This window comes from Acutalibacter intestini (assembly GCF_034334985.1).
Lineage (GTDB): Bacteria > Bacillota > Clostridia > Oscillospirales > Acutalibacteraceae > Acutalibacter > Acutalibacter intestini.
In genome coordinates, this window is sequence record NZ_JAWXXL010000003.1 from 14,934 (window position 1) to 35,077 (window position 20,144).

At 47.7% G+C, this 20,144-nt stretch carries 19 protein-coding genes and 3 pseudogenes; 14 read left to right on the forward strand and 8 right to left on the reverse strand.

The features are described from left to right. Positions 1 to 102 precede the first annotated feature (102 nt). Complete coding sequence (locus U8U68_RS04640) at positions 103 to 438, forward strand: hypothetical protein (protein ID WP_322199662.1); 336 nt, start codon at positions 103 to 105, stop codon at positions 436 to 438. Positions 439 to 441: 3 nt separating this feature from the next. On the opposite strand, the pseudogene U8U68_RS04645 reads toward U8U68_RS04640, so the two are convergent. Further along, positions 442 to 1,259: pseudogene (locus tag U8U68_RS04645) on the reverse strand (VirB6/TrbL-like conjugal transfer protein, CD1112 family). A 256-nt stretch (positions 1,260 to 1,515) separates the two neighbouring features. On the opposite strand from U8U68_RS04645, the gene U8U68_RS04655 reads away from it, so the two are divergent. Together U8U68_RS04655 and U8U68_RS04660 are read left to right on the forward strand one after the other, a co-directional pair. Continuing rightward, a complete protein-coding gene (locus U8U68_RS04655) occupies positions 1,516 to 2,301 on the forward strand; it encodes an ABC transporter permease (RefSeq protein ID WP_367575789.1) in 786 nt (261 codons plus the stop codon). Positions 2,302 to 2,314: 13 nt separating this feature from the next. Next, on the forward strand, positions 2,315 to 3,001 hold the full coding sequence (locus tag U8U68_RS04660) for an ABC transporter ATP-binding protein (protein ID WP_322199663.1): 687 nt from the start codon (positions 2,315 to 2,317) through the stop codon (positions 2,999 to 3,001). A gap of 86 nt (positions 3,002 to 3,087) precedes the next feature. Here the strand turns inward: U8U68_RS04660 and U8U68_RS04665 are convergent, their stop codons facing one another. The 6 genes and pseudogenes from U8U68_RS04665 to U8U68_RS04690 form a co-directional block, all read right to left on the reverse strand. Further along, positions 3,088 to 3,447, reverse strand: a complete 360-nt coding sequence (locus U8U68_RS04665; protein ID WP_322199664.1) for a helix-turn-helix domain-containing protein — start codon at positions 3,445 to 3,447, stop codon at positions 3,088 to 3,090. 147 nt (positions 3,448 to 3,594) lie between these two features. Next, positions 3,595 to 3,942, reverse strand: a pseudogene (locus U8U68_RS04670) (helix-turn-helix domain-containing protein); the annotation flags it as partial. 312 nt (positions 3,943 to 4,254) lie between these two features. After that, a complete protein-coding gene (locus tag U8U68_RS04675; RefSeq protein ID WP_322199665.1) occupies positions 4,255 to 4,602 on the reverse strand; it encodes a PadR family transcriptional regulator in 348 nt (115 codons plus the stop codon). Positions 4,603 to 4,861: 259 nt separating this feature from the next. Further along, positions 4,862 to 6,232: a sensor histidine kinase gene (locus U8U68_RS04680; RefSeq protein WP_322199666.1), complete on the reverse strand. Its 1,371-nt coding sequence runs from the start codon at positions 6,230 to 6,232 to the stop codon at positions 4,862 to 4,864. Then, complete coding sequence (locus U8U68_RS04685; protein ID WP_322199667.1) at positions 6,229 to 6,915, reverse strand: response regulator transcription factor; 687 nt, start codon at positions 6,913 to 6,915, stop codon at positions 6,229 to 6,231. Before U8U68_RS04685 ends, U8U68_RS04680 begins: the two co-directional genes overlap by 4 nt. 185 nt (positions 6,916 to 7,100) lie before the next feature. Then, complete coding sequence (locus tag U8U68_RS04690; RefSeq protein ID WP_322199668.1) at positions 7,101 to 8,846, reverse strand: Na/Pi cotransporter family protein; 1,746 nt, start codon at positions 8,844 to 8,846, stop codon at positions 7,101 to 7,103. Positions 8,847 to 9,036: 190 nt separating this feature from the next. On the opposite strand from U8U68_RS04690, the gene U8U68_RS04695 reads away from it, so the two are divergent. From U8U68_RS04695 to U8U68_RS04710, 5 genes are all read left to right on the forward strand, one after another. Beyond that, on the forward strand, positions 9,037 to 9,324 hold the full coding sequence (locus tag U8U68_RS04695) for a hypothetical protein (protein ID WP_322199669.1): 288 nt from the start codon (positions 9,037 to 9,039) through the stop codon (positions 9,322 to 9,324). Between the two features lie 291 nt (positions 9,325 to 9,615). Next, positions 9,616 to 9,900: a co-chaperone GroES gene (locus tag U8U68_RS04700; RefSeq protein WP_322199670.1), complete on the forward strand. Its 285-nt coding sequence runs from the start codon at positions 9,616 to 9,618 to the stop codon at positions 9,898 to 9,900. A 194-nt stretch (positions 9,901 to 10,094) separates the two neighbouring features. After that, positions 10,095 to 11,720: a chaperonin GroEL gene (gene groL, locus U8U68_RS04705; protein WP_322199671.1), complete on the forward strand. Its 1,626-nt coding sequence runs from the start codon at positions 10,095 to 10,097 to the stop codon at positions 11,718 to 11,720. Between the two features lie 298 nt (positions 11,721 to 12,018). Continuing rightward, positions 12,019 to 12,249: a helix-turn-helix transcriptional regulator gene (locus U8U68_RS22310; protein WP_367575790.1), complete on the forward strand. Its 231-nt coding sequence runs from the start codon at positions 12,019 to 12,021 to the stop codon at positions 12,247 to 12,249. Continuing rightward, complete coding sequence (locus U8U68_RS04710; RefSeq protein ID WP_367575791.1) at positions 12,137 to 12,742, forward strand: S-layer homology domain-containing protein; 606 nt, start codon at positions 12,137 to 12,139, stop codon at positions 12,740 to 12,742. The genes U8U68_RS22310 and U8U68_RS04710 overlap by 113 nt, the downstream gene beginning before the upstream one ends. Positions 12,743 to 12,756: 14 nt before the next feature. Here U8U68_RS04710 and U8U68_RS04715 read toward each other — a convergent pair whose 3' ends face one another. After that, a complete protein-coding gene (locus U8U68_RS04715; RefSeq protein WP_322199673.1) occupies positions 12,757 to 14,037 on the reverse strand; it encodes a hypothetical protein in 1,281 nt (426 codons plus the stop codon). Positions 14,038 to 14,356: 319 nt separating this feature from the next. Here U8U68_RS04715 and U8U68_RS04720 point away from each other — a divergent pair, with 319 nt between their 5' ends. The 6 genes and pseudogenes from U8U68_RS04720 to U8U68_RS04745 all read left to right on the forward strand — a co-directional run bounded on the left by U8U68_RS04720 (position 14,357) and on the right by U8U68_RS04745 (position 19,986). Beyond that, entirely contained in the window at positions 14,357 to 14,551 is a 195-nt protein-coding gene (locus U8U68_RS04720) for a ribbon-helix-helix domain-containing protein (protein ID WP_322199674.1), read from the forward strand. 388 nt (positions 14,552 to 14,939) lie between these two features. Continuing rightward, a pseudogene (locus U8U68_RS04725) lies at positions 14,940 to 15,693 on the forward strand (IS5 family transposase). 55 nt (positions 15,694 to 15,748) lie between these two features. Next, positions 15,749 to 16,261, forward strand: a complete 513-nt coding sequence (locus U8U68_RS04730; protein ID WP_322199746.1) for a recombinase family protein — start codon at positions 15,749 to 15,751, stop codon at positions 16,259 to 16,261. A gap of 1,243 nt (positions 16,262 to 17,504) precedes the next feature. Further along, positions 17,505 to 18,008: a radical SAM protein gene (locus U8U68_RS04735; RefSeq protein WP_322199675.1), complete on the forward strand. Its 504-nt coding sequence runs from the start codon at positions 17,505 to 17,507 to the stop codon at positions 18,006 to 18,008. A gap of 753 nt (positions 18,009 to 18,761) precedes the next feature. Next, a complete protein-coding gene (locus tag U8U68_RS04740) occupies positions 18,762 to 18,956 on the forward strand; it encodes a hypothetical protein (RefSeq protein WP_322199676.1) in 195 nt (64 codons plus the stop codon). Between the two features lie 130 nt (positions 18,957 to 19,086). Beyond that, positions 19,087 to 19,986: a hypothetical protein gene (locus tag U8U68_RS04745; protein WP_322199677.1), complete on the forward strand. Its 900-nt coding sequence runs from the start codon at positions 19,087 to 19,089 to the stop codon at positions 19,984 to 19,986. Positions 19,987 to 20,144 lie beyond the last annotated feature (158 nt).

Below are 20,144 nucleotides of genomic sequence, written 5' to 3' on the forward strand. Positions count from 1 at the left end.
ATGGCCGCATTCAAGATGGATGACAGAATAGGCAGACAGACCGTTGCAAGGCCCGCCTGCCTATGGTAAGATGCCACAAACTACTCAGAGGAGGTTGCGGCAATGATGTTTATCGTATTAGGTGCTGGCCTGTTTTTACTTCCTATCCTGTTCCGTCTGGCCCTGAAGCTCCGGCTGGGTGTCCCCATCCTCTACGCGCTCCTGATGCTCCCCGCGTTCCACGGCTGGTATCAGGCCCATGTGGCCCTGGCGGACGGCATCTTCTTCGCCCTGGTCGGCCTCGCCGTTCGGTCCTGGGTGGTGACGCTGCTCCGCCGCCTCTGGGGTATGCTGGAGGATTGGCGGGAGGAGCGGGCGATGGCGGAGCTGCTGGCTTACCGCGTCCGGCAGGCCAGGGCCGCTGGCGAGTATGCCATCAACACCGAGGGCCTCTGGTGACCGTTATCCCAACCCCATCAATTCCCGGATCAGACTATCGCTCATTTTGATGCAGCCCACCAGCACAAGCATATTAAAAATCACCTCGCCCACATAATTCCACACGATGGTGGCCGCCGCCAAGGTATCGTCCGCGATGGCAGGCGGAGTGGTGGCGAAGGCCGAGAAGATCACACAGGCTAACACGATGATACAGCCCTCCAGACAGATTGCGGCATAGCTTTTGAGAAAGGCAACGCCAATGCTGCTGGAGGGCTGTCCCGCGAAGCTGGCCATGGGGATGGGCGCGATGGCGGTGGCGAGGTAGAGTTTGAAAAACCGGGAATAGACGGTTAAAATCATGATAAGGGACAGCACCCAAATAAACAGCGACCCCAGCAGGGTGATGGCCCACAGGGGGGTGCCCTCCAGGAAGCCCACATCCTCGATGATGGTGACCATCTCGTCAGGCAGGGTGGTATCGGTGAGCGCCGACATCCCGGAGGCCGTCATGATGGTGGAGATCATGCCCTGGGCCACCTTGAACAGCGCCGTCATCAGTTCCATCCCGTGGGTCACCGCCGCCTGGGCAAGCACAAAACGGATAAAGCACTTGAATACCATCTCAGGCTTCTTTAATTCTGTAAAGCTGCCGCAGGTCTTGACGATGTCCATGACGAAGAACAGCAACAGCAGGGCGCAGGGCCGTTGATATTCTGTATCACCGTCCAGACGCCGCCCTTGAGCTCCTCCGGGGTGGTGGAGATCAGTGTCCAGATCTCCGCCAGCTTTCCGTTCCAGGTCAGTCGGTCATTTTTTGCGGACAGTTCAATACATACCATCCTTTTCTGCTCCCTGCTCCTGCGTTTGCACTCGTTTGACTTTTCCCTCTGTATCTTCTTGGCGCAGACAGAACAATACTTTGATATGCCAGAGCCAGGGACGTATTCAACGCCGCACACCGTACAGTGTTTAGCGGGCAACGCCGTCCACCGTTTTGTGGGTGTGATATGTAATTCACCGACAAAGCCGATGAATTTATAGTAAATCTTGATTTCCCGTTTAGAGGGTACAGATAATTTGGAGTGGTATAGTTCCATGCTGGCTCTAAAATTTACAGATAAAGGCTTATTGGAACAGGCTGCTGCTTCCTTTGGGCACAAAGAACGCTCTGTCATTTTAAGCGAGGATTGTTTGCAACGTACCGGCTTTTCAGTTGGGGACGAAATACTTCTCTCAAATGGAACAGAGGAAATTCCTTATACCATTGCTGGCAGTTTCAAATCAAGGGCAACGGATGTAGAAGCTGTTATCCCCGCTTACTGCGCTGTTTCAGACTTTGGAGCAACAGTCTATGACTTCTTAGCTTATACAGCCGCAGACCCCGACGCAATCATGGTACAGATACGGGCTTTATTTGGGGAAACATCAAATTGGAGCCGCACCGTAGAGGAATTTAATTCAGACGCACTTTCAACCGTTGGCGCATTTTTAGAACCAATGCACACCATGACCTATTTTATCCTGCTGCTTGCAACCGTCGGTGTGATCAACAATCTTTTGATTAACTATATGCAGAAACGGCGCACGATTGCCATGTATAAATCCATTGGTCTATCTAACCGCCAAAACAGGAAAATGACATTGATAGAGGGATTTTCTTCCGGGCTTATCGGTGCAGTAATCGCTGTTTTTGTTTCCTACATGGAAATTCAGACAATTTTCCTTGTGGCAGCTCCCAAAATCTCCATGCTGCCGGAACTGGATTTATGGACGTTTCTTGCCGCAGGGGGATTAGGGATTTTCATTACGCTGTTAGGTTCCGTCGTACCATTCATGAAAAGTCGTAATATGAAACTGATAGAAGAAATTAAATTTGAATAGGAGGCATTGTCACATGAGAGAATTAACAGAAAAAATCGTTATTGAGGGGAAAAGCATTGTAAAAGACTTTCAGCTTGGCGATACCAGAACAAGGGTATTGAAAAGCATATCTTTGAAAGTTTCGCAAGGAGAATTTGTTTCTATCATGGGGCAATCCGGTTCTGGTAAAAGTACCTTGCTTTATATTCTTGGCGGTCTTGATGCGCCTACAAGCGGAGCTGTCTTTCTCAATGGCATAGATATATCGAAGCTGGGTGATGAAAAAATGAGCCGGATAAGGCGGCAGAATATAGGCTTTGTATTCCAGTTCTATAATCTTATCCCAAACTTGAACGTAGAGGAAAATATCATGCTCCCGCTTTTGTTGGACGGAAAGAAAATGCGTGACTATAAAAATGAGCTTGCTGAAATTTTAGAGGTTGTCGGCTTATCTGACAGGAGAAAACACACACCCCGCGAGTTGTCCGGCGGGAAGCAACAGCGTGTTGCAATCGCCCGCGCATTGATCGGCAAGCCCCAAATTTTGTTTGCTGACGAGCCAACGGGAAACCTTGACAGCCGTACCGGGGCAGACATTATGAATTTGTTGCAGGAGATCAACCAGGAAAGCAGACAGACAATTATCATGGTTACTCATTCGCCGGAAGCTGCAAAAAGCAGCAGCCGGATTATTACAGTGAGTGACGGAAAAATATCATAAGTTCTTGCTGAATATTTGCAGAAATTTGCTTTATACTCATCAGCAACCATTTGACAAAGTAAAGTTATCTCTCAAGCGTCTTTCTCTTATTTGATATTTTTATTTGCGTTTTTATGTTGATCTTGCATCTGCCCTACCATACAATCGAGAGTTTTTAACAGAAATGCACGTTCCTCTTCAGTACAGGCCGCAAATTTGCAAAGTAATTGCTTTGTCTGCTGTTCTATCTTCGGCATTTCGGGGTAAGAGACATCTGCCGAAAGGCCAAGTCGGTAGATTATATCGGCAAGGACTTCGATAGACGCATTGACCCGTCCCGTTTCTATATTTTGGATATGCCGGAGTCCTCTGCCGGTCTGCTGAGCAAGCTGCTGTTGTGTAAGATGTTCTTCATTCCGTCTGCCGCTGACTATGGCCCCTATGTGCTGTAAAATATTTTTACGCATTTTTAATCACCTCTACTACATTCAATCATGCATAAGCGTTTCTATGAATTCCCTAATAGAACGTGTAGAGATGTGCTTATCATGCGTTTTACAATAGAATATATTTGCCCTGTTTGTGAAGCCAATAAAGAAACGGCTTTTCACATTATTTATTTGCGTTGGGTTTTCCGTCATCGGTTTACCCAACGAAGGCGGCAAAGAAACAGGCTGCTCGTGGATGATGTATTCGTTGCTGCTGAACTTGCCGCTTTCGTCCGTGGTCTGGTGGCGCTCGATGTACCCGGCCCGCTGCAATTCGTTGGCAGCGGAACGAATTGCGTCCTTGCTCTCCCAATTGACATAGCACAGGCTGGACAGGGTATAATCCCAATCTTCCGGGAGTGACAAAATTTGCGACAGCAGGCCCTTGGATTTCAGGGACAGGGATTTGTCTCGCAGGCGGTAGTTGGACATCACCGTGTACCCCTTGTTTCTCTCCACACGGAATACTGGCATGCTTCGCCCCTCCTTTTGGTGTCTGGACATAAAAAAGCGCCGCAGACTTTTTCAAAATCTGCGGCGCTGGCCGGGACCCAGAAACGGGCGGTGTCTTGCCGACATCGCCCGTTTTCTGTGATGTTGTTCACTTGTCTGCGCCGCCCCGTTTTCCGCTGCCTTAAAAAAACGTTGATTTTACTGGGGCTTTCCATGTTTTCTTATGGCAACGCCCTCAAGAGCCGCTCTCTTTTACACTTATATTTAGTGGACACCACCGCTTTACATGCGGCTTTTTAATCACTCCCGCACCCTTGCGCTGTGTGCGCAAATTTAAACGGCAGGTCCTTGAAAGGCAAAAAAATTTTCCAACCCCATCATAGAACGTTGATGGGCTTCGAGAATGCTTCGATAATACTCTTTACCTCTTTCCGTAATGTGATAGTACACGCGCAGGCGGGGCTTTCCTTCCCCGGCCACCTCCCGCTTGTCTAAAACCAGCCCTTTTTCGACCAGGCGATACATGGTTACATAAATGGCTGCTTCGGCCAAGTCCAAATAGCCCTGGCTGCGGCGGTTGATCTCTTGGGTAATCTCATAGACATACATGTCCTTTTCGCCAAGTAGCGATAAGCAAAGTAATTCAGCTGAAACTTTTTTCGTCGTTCCGATATGTGGCATAGCATAACACACTCCTGTAATGTTATGGAAATATGTTACCATATCCTTGTTTAAAAGTAAATAGCTAATAGTTCATTTTGCCTCACATAATCTTATTTTGAATGATTTATAAAATACTCATTGTTTAAAACTACCCGACCTTTGTGCAATTTTTCGAAAAGGAAAAAACCATATAAAAAGGAATACTATCTTACATTTTATATAGTATTCCCTAAACACATTTTGCCCTTTCTAAATAAAGGCTTCAGACCTGCCAAAATTAGCCTGCCGCGTTCTCTATCCCTTTGTTAGGAAGCCAGACTGTAACCGTGGTTCCCTGCTCCTGGCAGCTTTCCAAGGTAATCTCCCCGTGGTGGACCAGGACGGCGTGTTTTACAATGGAAAGCCCCAGCCCGGTGCCTCCCACTGCCCTTGACCGGCTCTTATCCACCCGGTAAAACCGCTGGAAAATGCGCTCTTGCTCCTCGTCCGGAATACCAATACCCGTATCGCTTACTGTTAGGATCACCCTTTCTTCCGCAGCTTGTACCGCTATCTGTACACTGCCCTCTGGGTGGTTGTACTTAATAGCGTTGTCACAAAGATTATAGACAATACTATATAAAAGCTGGGGAATGCCGTACAGGGGGGCGGGTCCTCCCCCTAGCTTCAGAGCAATACCAGCCTGGTCTGCCTGGGGGGCCAGGCTGTGGATGGCCTGGGCCGCTGTCTCATACAAATCTACCCTCCTCCAGTCCATGTCCTTAGCGCCCTCATCCAGATGGGAAAGGCTGATAATATCCTCCACCAGTCCCACCATGCGCTTTGCCTCCCGGTAGATTCGGGCAGTAAAGGGGACTGTGTCCTCTGGCTTCACCATACCGTTTTGCAGCAGCTCCGCATAGCCACAGATGGATTGCAAGGGCGTTTTTAGCTCGTGAGACACATTGGCCGTAAACTCCCGGCGGGCCTGCTCCGCCTGGTCCAGTTCCGCCTGTTTCTGCTCCAGTGCCTCCTTTTGCCGTTTTAGCTGCCTTTGCTGGCTGTGAATACGCCCCAGAAGGGGCTTCAGCTCCTCATAGCGCCCCCCTTCCAGGGGGTGGTCCAGGTCCAGCCGGGTTAGGGGCCGGACAATATGCCTAGAAAGCCGCACCGCAAAGAAAACCGAAAGCCCCACCGCCACCAGGAACACAATGCAGATGGGCTGGGCCATGCCTAAAAGCAGGGTAAGGGCAGAGTGCTGGGCCATAGAAAGCCTTAGCACGCTGCCGTCCTCGAGCCGCTGGGCTGTGTAAAAGGAGCGCTCCATCAGGGTGCTGGAGTACCGCCGGCTGGTTCCATGCCCAGTGGCCAGAGCCTCTTTAATCTCCTCCCGCTCCAGGTGGTTCTCCGTTCCGGCACTGTGACTATCAAATAGAACCTCTCCCTGGGGGGCTATCCAGGTAATCCGGTAGTTTTTTGTCTCAATCCCCCCAAAAAAGTCCTTTCCTTCCCGCTGGGCCCCTTGGGCAGCCAGTTCCAGCTGCATGTCCAGCTGGGCCCGCTGAATATCGGAAAAATACCCGTACAGCACCCCCATAATCAGCACTGTGGAGGCAAGAAACACGACCAGGGCCACAAGACAGATAGAAGAAAAAATCCGTTTGGTCATAGCTCCTCCTCCATTCGGTAGCCAATCCCCCGCACGGTGGCAATGTAATTTCCACAGGGGTCCAGCTTCGTGCGCAGGGTGCCAATATGCACATCTACCGTCCGGGTCTCCCCAGTGTAGTCCATGCCCCAAACCAGCTCCAGCAGCTGATCCCGGGTAAAGACCCTGCCCGGATTTTCCATAAAGACCAGCAGCAGCCGGTACTCTTTTCTGGTCAGGTCCACCCGCCGTCCCTCTACCCGTACCACGCAGGCCCCGGGGTCCAGCTCCAGCCCTCCCAGCCGCAGAACGCCTTTTGCCTCTTCTCCAGAATCCCCCCGGCCAGCACGGCGCAGCACAGCCCGCACCCGAGACACCATCTCCATCATGCCAAATGGCTTGCTCATGTAATCGTCCGCCCCCAGGTCCAGGCCAATGACCCGGTCATACTCTGTGCCCTTGGCGGTTGCCATAATCACGGGAATCTCCTCTGTGGCCGGGTGAGCCCGCAGCTTTTTCAGGATGGAAACCCCGTCCTCCCCAGGCAGCATGATGTCCAGCAGAATCAGCTGGGGCCTTCGCCCCCGCATAGCCTCCCAAAAAGGCTTGCTGTGGGAAAATCCCTCTGCCGTAAACCCGGCCGCTGTCAATGTATAGAGCATCAGGTCCCGAATGCTCTCGTCGTCCTCCACACAAAAAATCATCTTACATCCTCCCTAAAAGTGGCTTTCTCTGCCCAGGGCCTGGCCCTCTCTTTTCTAGTCGTTTTGATCAGAAACGGCCGCTTCCCGCGCCGGAACGCCTCGCTGTATGGCAGTTTGCGGTTTTCTCCTTGAAACTGACCGTTTCTGGTCAAAAATCCGTCATTTCCTCTATTTTCAAACAAGCCCTAGTCCTGGGCGTATTTTTCTTTGTAGCGTATAAATTTATCCCGGAATAGTTGGCTATCGTTTCTGGCGTCCCGCAGCGATGCGTGAATGTTCATATTGTGATGGGCAATATCGATTACACAGCCCGCAATATTGGAACAGTGGTCTGACGCGCGCTCCAAATTGGTGAGAATGTCCGACCACACAAAACCCGCGTCAATGGAACAGGTCCCCTGCTGCAAGCGCCGGATATGGTTGGTCCGCAGCGTCTCTTTTAGGCTGTCGATCACCTGCTCCAGGGGCTCCACACACCCGGCGGCTTCCAGGTCGTTTTCCAGAAAAGCCTGGAGGGCCAGGTCCAAAATCTCTCCCACCGCTGCCGAAAGGGTCTTGTACTCCTTCTTGGCCTCCGCTGTTAGGGCCATGCCCTTGCTTCTGAATTCCTCCGCCGATTCCAGCAGGTTCACCCCGTGGTCCGCAATGCGCTCAAAGTCTCCAATCACTTTCAAAAGTTTTGCCGCCTCCGCACTGTCTCCCGGGCCGATCTGGTGGGCGCTAAGCCGCACCAGGTAGGTACCCAGTATATCCTCATAGCGGTCTGTGCGCTCCTCCTTTTCCCGCACAGACTCCGCCAGGGCCGGCGTATAGGCCTCTAAAGCGGCCAAACCCTCCTTTAGCGCCAAAACAGCCGCGCCAGCCATGTCCCTAGCCACCGCGTGGCAGCGTTCCAGGGCAATCGAAGGGGTGGCGAACAGCCGCTGGTCCAGCTCTGGCTGGGCCTCAGCCACCGGGCTGTCGTGAATTAATCGGCAAACCAGCTTCTCCAGCAGTCCGGTCATGGGCAGCATCAGCAGAGTACACAAAAGGTTGAACACGGAATGGCACACCGCAATGCCCAGCAGAGAGGCGGGCTCTTCCAGTATCATCGGCGAAAAAACAAATTTAATAAGGGAAAACACCCCCAGCCACACTGCCGCGCCAATAACATTAAAAGAAAGGTGCACAAGGGCCGCGCGCTTGGCGTTTTTATTGGCCCCCACAGAGGAGAGCATGGCTGTAACACAGGTGCCGATATTCTGCCCCATAATAATGGGGGCCGCCGCCCCATAGGACACCTGCCCTGTGGCCGCCAGGGCCTGTAGGATGCCCACCGAGGCCGAGCTGGACTGAATCACGGCCGTGAGCACCGCCCCGGCCAGCATACCCAGCAAAGGGTTTTGGAACAGCAAAAACAGGTTCTGGAACCCAGGCTCCTGGCCCAGGCCGGCCACTGCCCCGGACATGGTTTCCATGCCAAACATCAGCGTGGCAAATCCCAGCAGAATAGCGCCGGTCTCCTTTTTCTTGGGAGACTTGCAAAACATATAAAAAATCGTGCCGAGCAGGGCCAACACCGGCGTAAAAGACGAGGGCTTCAGCAGCTTTACAAAAAAATTACTGCTCTCAATGCCCGCCAGGCTGAGGACCCAGGCTGTTACCGTGGTGCCAATATTCGCGCCCATAATCACGTGAATGGCCTGCCGCAGACTCATAAAGCCGGAGTTCACAAACCCCACCACCATCACCGTGGCGGCGGAAGAGCTTTGTATCACCGCGGTCACCCCCAGGCCTGTAAGCAGGCCTGCCAGTTTGCCAGTGGTGAGCCTGGCCAAAATCTCCCGCAGCCTCTCTCCCGCCTGGCGCTCTAGGGCCTGCCCCATCACATTCATGCCGAACAGGAACAGGCTAAGCCCCCCTATGAGGGTTAATAGATCAAAAATATCCATCCTCCATACACCCCTTACTTAAATTAATTCCATGAAAAGGATAGCAGACAGAGGTCAAATCTGTTACCGGCCTTTTGTAAAATTCCTGTAAAGCCGGGTCTTTCCCCTTCAAACCCCGCCCTTTTTATTTTCCAACCAATCCCCGCCCTCTATGCAAAAAATCCCCTCATTTCTTATGGCCGGGGCTTGTTTGAACATAAAGGAAATGACGGATCCTGGATTTTTAGGAGCGGAGCGGTTCAAGAAAAAGCCGCGGGCCAACTTGAAGATTGGAAAGGATTTTTGCCCCGGAGGATGGCCTCCGGTGGTCAAAAAAGGCGGCGTTTTTGATTGGTCAAAACAGCCATGGAGTCTGTTTGAAAGCCTCAAAAAAACCGTCTTTTCTCCGGCCTTAAAAAAGATTCTAGGTAAAAGGGCGGCTGGCATGGCAAGTTCTCCCTTTATGCAGTTTTTCGGGGCTCATGCCAGAGAATTGTGACAAAATTGTTAAATGTCAAAAAATTCTAAAATCCCTATTGACTTTTACTGACCATAAGGATACAATAGGTTTAGCACTTGAGAAACGAGAGTGCTAACACCCTTTAGGAACCAAAGTGCCAGTGCGCAAAAGAGACGCGGGCGCTAAGCGCCCTGTGGGGGGAACGCGTACAAACCAAACCTGTTATCTCTATTTTTTACCGGTCCATCCGGTTTGCCGGCCCCGGCGGCGAAAAATCTCCGGGGAGAAAGGTAAGGCCCCAGTAAAAATTCATGGGCCAAGGTGTTTTTTATGAAAATAAAGCCCCTTCTGGACAGGGTCCTCATCAAAGCGGAGGAAGCGGAAGAGACCACAAAAAGCGGTATTGTGCTGGCTGCCAAGAGCCAGGAAAAGCCCCAGATTGCCCGGGTAGTGGCCGTGGGCCCCGGCGGCGAGGTGGACGGCAAGGAGATTAAGATGTACCTGAAAGAAGGCGACCGGGTCATCTCTGCCAAGTACAGCGGCACGGAAGTGAAGGTGGACGGCGAGGAGTACACCATCGTAAAGCAGAGCGACATTCTAGCTGTGGTGGAGTAAATTTTTGTCCTATAGAGCGGCTGCCGCTGAAAAAAAGCCTTTAAGCCCCAATGTCCCACCCAGCTTTCGGCTCGTCCACGGGTCTAACGGGACGAACCGGCAAAAACCGGAGTAAAAGTTTTGTCAACTTTTTCAAAAGTTGCGGGGTGCGGGGCAGAGCCCCGTGACCTTAACACAAGAAAGGAAGATTTGTCATGGCTAAAAAAATTGTCTACGGAGAAGAGGCCCGCAAGGCCCTTTTGAATGGTGTAAACCAGCTGGCTGACACCGTGAAGATCACTCTGGGGCCCAAGGGCCGCAACGTGGTGCTGGATAAAAAGTTCGGCGCTCCTCTCATCACCAATGATGGTGTGACCATTGCTAAGGAAATCGAGCTGGAGGATGCCTATGAGAATATGGGGGCCCAGCTGGTAAAAGAAGTGGCCACCAAGACCAACGACGTGGCCGGCGACGGTACCACCACAGCCACCCTGCTGGCCCAGGCCCTGGTACGCGAGGGCATGAAGAACGTCACCGCCGGGGCCAACCCCATGGTGCTGCGCAAGGGTGTGCAGAAAGCCACCGAGGCCGCTGTGGACGCCATTGTGAAGAACAGCCAGAAGGTTAGCGGCACCAAAGACATCGCCCGGGTAGCCGCTGTCTCTTCCAGCAGCGACGAGATCGGCCAGTTGATTGCCGACGCCATGGAGAAGGTCACCTCCGACGGTGTCATTACCGTAGAGGAGAGCAAGACTGCCGAGACCTACAGCGAAGTGGTAGAGGGCATGATGTTTGACCGCGGCTACATCACCCCCTACATGGCCACTGACACTGACAAGATGGTGGCCGATCTGGACGACCCCTATATCTTGATTACGGATAAGAAGATTTCTAATATTCAGGAGATCTTGCCCCTGCTGGAGCAGATTGTCCAGGGCGGCAAAAAGCTGCTGATTATTGCCGAGGACGTAGAGGGCGAAGCTCTGACCACCCTGATTCTCAACCGCCTGCGGGGCACCTTTACCTGCGTGGCTGTAAAGGCTCCGGGCTTTGGCGACCGCCGCAAGGAGATGCTTACCGACATCGCCACCCTTACTGGCGGCCAGGTGATCTCCGAAGAGGTGGGGCTGGAGCTGAAAGACGCTACACTCGACCAGCTGGGCCATGCCCGCCAGGTGAAGGTGGACAAGGAAAACACCATCATTGTGGACGGCGCGGGAGACAGTGCGGCTATCAAGGGCCGCGTCAACCAAATTCGCGCTCAAATCGAGACCACTACCAGCGACTTTGACCGGGAGAAGCTGCAAGAGCGCCTGGCTAAGCTGGCCGGCGGCGTGGCGGTTATTAAGGTGGGCGCTGCCACTGAGATTGAGATGAAAGAAAAGAAACTGCGCATTGAAGACGCCTTGGCTGCCACTAAGGCCGCTGTGGAAGAGGGCATTGTGGCCGGCGGCGGCACCGCCCTCATCGACGCTATCCCTGCTGTGCAGGAGTACGTGAACACCACCGAGGGTGACGAGAAAACCGGCGCTGCCATTGTGCTGAAGGCCCTGGAGGAGCCCGTGCGCCAAATTGCCGCCAATGCCGGTATTGAGGGCTCTGTTATTGTAGAGCAGCTGAAGCGCGACCATAAGGTAGGCCAGGGCTACAATGCTCTGACCGGGGAGTTCCAGGATATGATCCAGGCGGGCATTGTGGATCCCACCAAGGTAACCCGCTCCGCCCTACAGAACGCCTCCTCTGTGGCAGCCACTATCCTTACCACCGAGTCCTTAGTCGCGGACATTAAGGAGCCCACGCCTCCTGCGGCTCCGGCCCCGGACATGGGCGGGATGTACTGATAGAGTCCGCAAACCCGCATAAACACTGGGGCTTTGACAGGCTGGAAGGTTGATTTAAGCCAAACTTAAGCCAATTTGACAGCGACTTTGAATGTATAACTGAAAGCCAGCACTCACTTGATAGGTGGGCGCTGGCTTTTTTGCTTTTTTGATAGGATATAATTGAGAATTGATTTCCCCGCACGATCTTTCACGGTCTATGCGGTTTTTCTGTTTTTACCCCCAATCCGCAAAATGTCAACCTAAATCGCCCAAATGCAAACAGAAAAATGATACTTTATTATATGTGCATGGAGAGATGCACATGGTAAGGTTATCAGACCGCCTCAAACAGTTGCGGCAAGAAAAGCACCTGAGACAGGATCAAGTTGCAGCATTGGTCAACGTTACAAAATCTGCTGTATCATCGTGGGAAAATGATATGCGCCAGCCGCCGTACAGTACCTGTTACGCCCACTCCTACACCTACTCCAGAATCACCAACGCCTATACTTATTTGCGGGGACGCAAAAATAGATACGTCACATAACTTTGTTTTGCATGGGTATGGAGATGGGAAACTGCATGAAAGCGATCCACTTACAAGGGCGCAGCTTGCAACGATTATTTATCGCCTGCTGGATGATGAATCTATAGCCAAGTATAGGGGCGGGGTATCTGTTTTTAAAGAGGTTCTCGTTAATGCTTGGTACACGGAATATGTCACCTCAATTAATCATGCTGGAATTGTATGCGGCATAGGCAGCGGTAAGTATTCCCCCAACAGTAATGTGACCTGGGCGCAGATCATAACAGTGCTTATACGCTTCGTGGAACCGCAGGAGTATAGTCTGCAGCACATCCGCTATAGTGGTTGGGCTGATCAGGCCATACAGACCGCTGTAGCGTTGGGGTGGATTGAGGATAACGCAGAATTCCAACCCCATGCGGCGATTAGCCGTGGGGACTTGGTGAAGCTTGAATGGGATAGTAGCGCGATACAGATAGAGAAACAGGCAATGCCCACATGGGAAATTGCCTGAACAATGGATATGTTTTAACTATTCGCAAATGAATAATTTCTTACAGGTATATTGCATTTGAAGAAATTGTCAGCAAATTCATAATCTTCTGTGTAGTCTGCTATTTTAGCAAGTATATAACCTAATGCTGTTTCTGTTATTTCAAGTTCCCATGCTGTTGCGGATAAATCAGGTATTTCAAATGAACACATATTTCCTTCTTCAAATTCAGATTTGGTAGGGAAATTTCCTTGAATTGTGGTACATTCACTCAAACGCGATATAATTCCAATAAGTGCTTGATCCCCATCAATGAACAATAATCCAGATTTAAGAAACCGCATTCTTACAGCTGGATTATCACTTGTCTTTTCTATTCCCCATAAAACGGTACAGACATTTCCATAAGCTGTCCAAAAATCTATACCATATGATTCCTTGTACCCATCTGGATAAGTTTCACTGTATTCCTCAAGGCTTCTCGCAAGAGAGTCATACATCATACCCGCATTTAATTTTACACCTTGCAAATAACTCGTGTTTTTGAATTGCTCAACAGTTTCAGTATCCAGCAGTAAACCGTTATGGCTGTACATTGCAAATCCGAGTGATGAATTTATATTTAAATTATCAACCGAAAGCGATGAAGCGTCCATAAAAGCAGAATATGTCTCTGATACATCGCTTTGAGAGCTTTCGTTTGGGGTAGAATCTTTCTGCTCATTTGAATTTACAGCAAGTTGGGCATCAACTATGTTGAATTCTGTAACTGTGTCCCATCCGCTATCCGTAAATGCGCGACCGCTCATTGTGATAGTAGAAGGAGTCAAGGTTGGTAGCGAAGAATCATCATCGACAGACAATTTCAATTCGCCTCTTGAATGTGCTGCTATAGACTCATTCCATCCAACATTGACATTTTCTCTATCTAAAGACAGGGATGAGGCCATTATCGCTAACCCTTGATCATATTTGTTATCAATATAGAAAACGATATCTTCATCACCGTATTCATCCCTTTGGCATCGGCGATAATAGATAGTTAAGAACTCATCATCATATATCTGTATATCTGGAGTAGGTTCCTTTTCTGATGAAGGAGAGGGAGTCAACTCTATTACCTGTGAATTTTTCTCCCATTCCTGCTGCTGATTTCGTGGATTCTTGTTCTCTTGCGTTAATCGACTCACTTCATCTTGTAATGCTGAAATCGTACTATCTTGTAAATCAGTGCTACTGCCTGACGATATTGTTCCACACCCCCACAACTGTACCAGTAACGCCAACACCAAAACAATTGAAACAACCCTTTTCATTATCTTGTGCCTCCTTGAGATTAGGGCTTGTTTGAAAAATCGAAAACGTCGTCTTTTTTGCCATATGAGGCCACTTTCTACGTCGAAAATCCTCGTCAATCGCCAGAGTGACGTAGTTAGCGCAGCTAACTACAGCGGTTCTTCTCCTTGAAACTGTCCCCTTCTGGCCAAAAATTCGTCATTTCCTCTATTTTCAAACAAGCCCTAGTAGTCCCATTATACTACGCCAGATTCGATTTATAAACCTTTGTAGTATATCTTGAATACAAATTTGTGGGCTATAATACTAATAGACTACAGAGATAGCGTGGGTGAGGGTATGGCAAACAGTGATAAATTTATTGTACGCTCTAAAAAGGTGTACGGCGAAAATACGGTAGTGTCGTGCCGTATGCCGGTAGAATTGGTAAAAAAGCTTGACGCAATCGGCAATCAGACAGGCAGAACAAGAAATGAGCTGATTTTGCGCTGTGTGGAGTTTGCGTTAGAGAAGTTGGAGATAGTAGACGAATAGAAATAGCTGATCTGCCAAATTGACAGGTCAGCTATTTCCGTTTAAAAATTTCACCTGTATGTTGAGCGGGTGTACTATAGCCCCATCCAAAAATGGAAATCCCCCAAATTTGTAAAGTACCCCCGCCTCTTTCCCTCCAAGCAAGAGCAGAGTGAGCTATTACGGCCCTGTATTGTTTCAATAGGGTATACCCATATGACACATCGATAGGGCGCTAAAAACTATGTCATACAAATTACCTATTGCGTTTTGAAATGTTTAAATTTTCATATACCCTATTGAGACGCTCTTGGCTTTATGGTATACTTATCCTATCAAATCAAGGGAGTTGCAAGCAATGTTGCTAGGTAGTGTTCACATAAGGGGCAAAGTATGATACAATAGGACTATGGAACTGAATAGAGAACAGTATGAAAAAATCCAAGAATGTTTTCCCAAGCAAAGGAAACCAGCGAAAATCAGCAACCTGGAAGTATTGAACGCAGTGCTGTACATCGTAGAGAACGGGTGCAAGTGGAGGAGGCTGCCCAAAGAATACGGGGATTGGCATGTGATCTATGTCCGGGTAAACCGCTGGGCAAAAAAAGGTGTACTGCAAAAGGCGTTTTTGCACTTACAGCAACTAGGGATCATTCAAATCCAAGTAAACATAGTGAGCCTGGATTCCACTTGTATCAAAGTACATCCAGACGGAATGGGCGCTTTGAAAAAAGCGGACCACAGTCCATCGGGCGGACACGCGGGGGATGGAACACCATCATATGGTTGCCGCATCTGACCGGGATGGGGTAATGTTTGCGTTGTCCGCAGGAAACTGCGGCGATGCTCCGGAAGGGCGCGCCCTTTTACGGCAGCTTGGGCCAGTTGACCGATCCGTTTATCTTCTAATGGACCGTGCTTATGAAGGAGACGAGACGCGAGCTTTAGCCACTGAGCTGGGCTATATACCTGTAGTCCCTCCGAAAAGTAATCGCAAAAATCCTTGGGACTATGATAAGCTGCTATACAAACAGCGCAATCAAGTGGAAAGGCTTTTTCGACGTCTCAAAAGATTTCGTCGTATTTTCACTCGCTATGATAAACTTGATGTCATCTTTTTGGCCTTTGTCCATTTCGCTCTTATCGTTGATTCCCTTATGTGAACAGGCCCTAGGGTATGTGCGAGTTTCCACAGTAGAGCAGAATGAGGCAAGGTAGATTGAGGCTTTACAGCAGCGCGGGGTTGAAACCGAGAGTCTATACATAGACAAGCAGTCAGGCAAAGACACAAACAGGCCAAAACTGAAGGAATTGCTTGACTATGTACGTAGGGGAGATACCGTAGTAACAGAATCTATCAGCCGTATTGCCCGAAACACAAAAGACTTGCTTTCTATTGTCGAGCAACTACAGGACAAAGGGGTTGAGTTTGTCAGCTTGAAAGAATCCCTTGACACCACCACGCCGCAAGGCAAGTTCATGTTGACTATCTTTGCGGCTATGGCAGAGTTAGAGCGGGAAAGCATATTGCAGCGCCAGCGCGAGGGCATAGCCGTAGCCAAAGCGGCGGGTAAGTACAAAGGCCGCAAGCCTATTGGGTTTGATGAAACCTTGTTCAAATCTACGGTTGCGGACTGGAGAGCGGATAAGATCACGGCAAGAAAAGCAATGGAGATTGTTGGGTTAAAACCTAACACATATTATCGCAGAGTAAAAGAACTTGGACTATAAAGTAAAAGCGGCAGGGCTATAAACCCCGCCGCTTTCTGTCTACTGATACTATGACAGCCTATAGCACTAAATCATTGCTATAGCTTTTGCGTAATCAATAATGCCAATTCCAATTTTAAGTTTCTTGGCTGATTCAATCATCGTTTTCAAGTGTTGTTGCACATCCTCAGAGTACAGAGTCTTTCCACATTCTGAATACGTATATACGTTGCTAATAACTGCGAAGAGCTGCTTGTCTGGCCTGACTGCTATCTTGCCAACGATAAAGCAAGCTTTTGGTATGATGAGCCGCCAGAGGCTGCGGGAGGGTATTTTAGCGACAAAGAAATTGATGAAGATTTGCCAGTAGACCTACAGCACCAGATTTGGGCAAACAACGAAAGCAAGCGGCAATATGACTTTGCTATATTTACGGGGCAAACTGGTGACCGTTACTGTATTGATAACATCACTGACATATAGCCCATGGACGAAAAGACTTTTGTTATAGAGTCCACAGATGGGCATACATACGCAGTACAAGGTTTGGAGGATGACGAGGCCAGACAAGCGGCAGCAATACACTTTGGAGTTACGCTTTGAATAAGGGGAGGGGCTACGGCCTCTCCTTTTTGTTTGTGTACAATTCCAGGTAAAGCGGCAGGGGTAACCTTAAAACGCCGTGTAGCACTTTATATCACGGTCTATTGTGTTGGTTAGTACCCAAATACTATTGTAACAATAAAAGCCGCTACACGCGCTACAAAACCATTTATAGCTATGCAAACAAAAATAGCAGAAGTCAGAAAAAACTTCTGCAAAAACGGTTGACAAAACACACCTTATTTTGATATAATACAAGGCGAACTCAACCGACCGATGTATACACTTTTCCTTATACTTTATTTATGCTTGTATTCTACCACAACTTGAAACGAAAGTCAAGCATTATGTCCAGAATTTTTTGAAAAGTGGGACATAAGCGAAAAGCGGACACACGAAAAAAGTAGCACAAGAAAAGCAAGGGATATTTTCTATAGTTTGGCAAAACTTCCTATTAAGGCGTTTTGATACATCATCATACGAAGGGAGGCGATACTATGAAACACGTTTTGTTTGCTTGCAAGAAAAGCACTACCGATCAAGTTATTAAGCTTGACGATGCTGTGAAAGCTCTTGGTGGGCTTGTTAAAAAGTAAGTACGTCACCGTTGGGGCGGTGGTCAACACCGCCCCTTATCCACAGTGCAAAAAGGAGGAATAATTTGGACAAAATAACGTTCGAAAATTTAACCATTGAGCTGACACGCCGTTGCAATATGAAATGCGGGCATTGCCTACGGGGCGAAGCACAAGAAGTTGACATCGACCGAAAGTATATTGATTCATTACTGGATCAGACAGAACTAATTGGAGGTATGTTTTTTACTGGAGGGGAGCCAACGTTGGCACTTGATACTATGGAATATATAGCCAATGAGTTGTGCAAAAAGGGTATTCCAGTCTTGAATCTTGAAATGTATGTGAATGGGCTTATATTTAGCAAAAGGTTTATTAATATCATCAAAAGATATAAAGAAATCATTGATATATCATGTTCAAAATGTTTGTCAGGCGGTGATAAGTATAAACCGCAAGCAGAAGTAAGCCGTTGCATTGTAGGCATAAGCCTTGACCACTACCATGAATATCATGACTTATGTATGGAGAACTATTCAAAATATAAGGACGCGCTATTAGGATATGCAGATGTTTTGAAGATCATGTGAGGCAATAGCCCAAGCAAATTGGGACGCGCTAAATGTTTGAACGAATACACACTTGATAAATCTGACGTGCTTAAATACCATCCCATGCAGCGGATTGAAGTATTAAGTAAAGACTATGCCCCAGTTTGCTATGCGTATAATACATACCATATGTTCTATGAGGATCAAAAGATTGTATGCTGCAATATTTATGTGAACGCTTTCGGAAAGCTTTCTATAGATTCTGGCGGGGCGCTTGAATATACGTATTGTGATAAATTCCTCAAAATATGCAGTAGCAATGAACTATTTGGCAGCGCATACTTGAATATAACAAAGGTAAGTTCCCGTGCGCACAGTGGAATGAACTTGTAAAGAAAGAATTGCAAGGCAAAGCATCACCACATAATGTGCTGCGTGTAAATTTCAAACCATAAGGTACACAAGATGAACATTCTACAGGCAAAAAAATTGAAGTGGTTAATGTAGTATTGCAGATTGTTTCTGGTAATCCATATGAGGCGATAGCTTTAGAATTTATTAATCAGCTTATTACCACAGGTCAAGGGTGGTGGAGATTATCAAAAAAGGCTGCGGCTAAATCATAGTACGATGGTGATAAACAAAATCGTGTTTTATAAGAGAATATAGATGTTTGCTCAAAAGATTTTCGATGGTATCATTGATATTAAAATAATTTTGTAAACAGTCTCAATTGCTGCTGGTCGCTCAAGACTGCACATTTTAAAACAATAAAATGAAAGAAGAAATTTTATGCTGTACGTAAAACAAAAAATTGGAGATACTGCTATTTGTACAAAACTTAATTATGAAAACGTATTTACAAAATGTCCAGAATACGGAAAAGAAATTCAAATTGATTTAGATGAATTTTATAGCAATATGAATGAAGATGATTATGGCTGTATGCTTAACACTAAGCACTGTTGTAGCAATATATGTTTTTAAAAATATGCAAAGACAAAGTTGAATAAGAAGATATGATTCGTAGAGAAATGAAAACTCTTGCCCGTAGCCCTCCCCTGTCACAATGACACCAGCAGATATATTATTATTGACTAATCAAGGGAGGTGTTTAATGCCACAAAACATTAATGGTAAACATTGCTATATAGATCAGGCCACGGGAGAATATTTTGAATCAGATGGTGGTACTTTCTATTCTAACGAGGATAAAGAAAAGGCGAAACGCGCAAAGGAGGCTCTATACCATAAAGAATTACGCAGAAGTCAGGCAGGGAAACAAGGGGGCTTTGTGTTGATGAAACGAACAAGACTAAATAATAAAATTAGTCCGCAAATACTGGGCAGGCTTGCTTATTTATCGGTTTATTCAGAATATGACACAGGCCGCTTGATGTTAAGTGAAAGAACCATAATGAAATCTGAGGATTTAAAAGGAATTTTAGGAATATCCCAACGCACTGTATATGACTTTCTAAAAGAATGTCAAGAGTCTGCACTTCTCACACTTAAAGAAAATGGGGAAATGATACTCAGCGATTACTTTATTAAGGGTAGAAGCAAATTTCAAAAGCAAATTCGCCTGTATATCGATCCAGTCAAATCGTTGTATCAAAAAATGATCCAGAGCGAACAGAATATTCGCTATTTTGGGTATATAATTCAGCTTGTGCCATATATCAACAAAGAATGGAATGTAATCTGCTGTAACCCAAACGAAAGAAGCCCACATAAATTAGAGCCGATGAATATAGAAGAAATCTGTTCACTTCTCAACTTTAATCCTACGAATAGTGGACGCTTAACACGAGTTCTGAAAAAGATAACCTTTATTGGCTATGATTTGTTTGAGAATGAGCGCCGAGAACAGAAGCTTTGCAACTTTATAAAGGATTCTGAAAGCAATGAATGGAGAATGATTATAAACCCCAATGTTCTTTTCATGGGCACTGATCCAACAAAAATAGAAGGATATTTGCAATTCTTCCCAAACAAGGCTATTGGTATTTCCTAAAACTTCTCAAAATGGGAGTAATCGTCATTTTCTGCACAAAGCAAGGGGATAATCGTCATTTTTTGCAAAGTGAAACAAGCCAAAAGCCCCCTAATTTGGGATTGAAGTAGCCATATTTGCGCCAATGAGTTCTCATATAATAGTAACCTCTCCCCGCA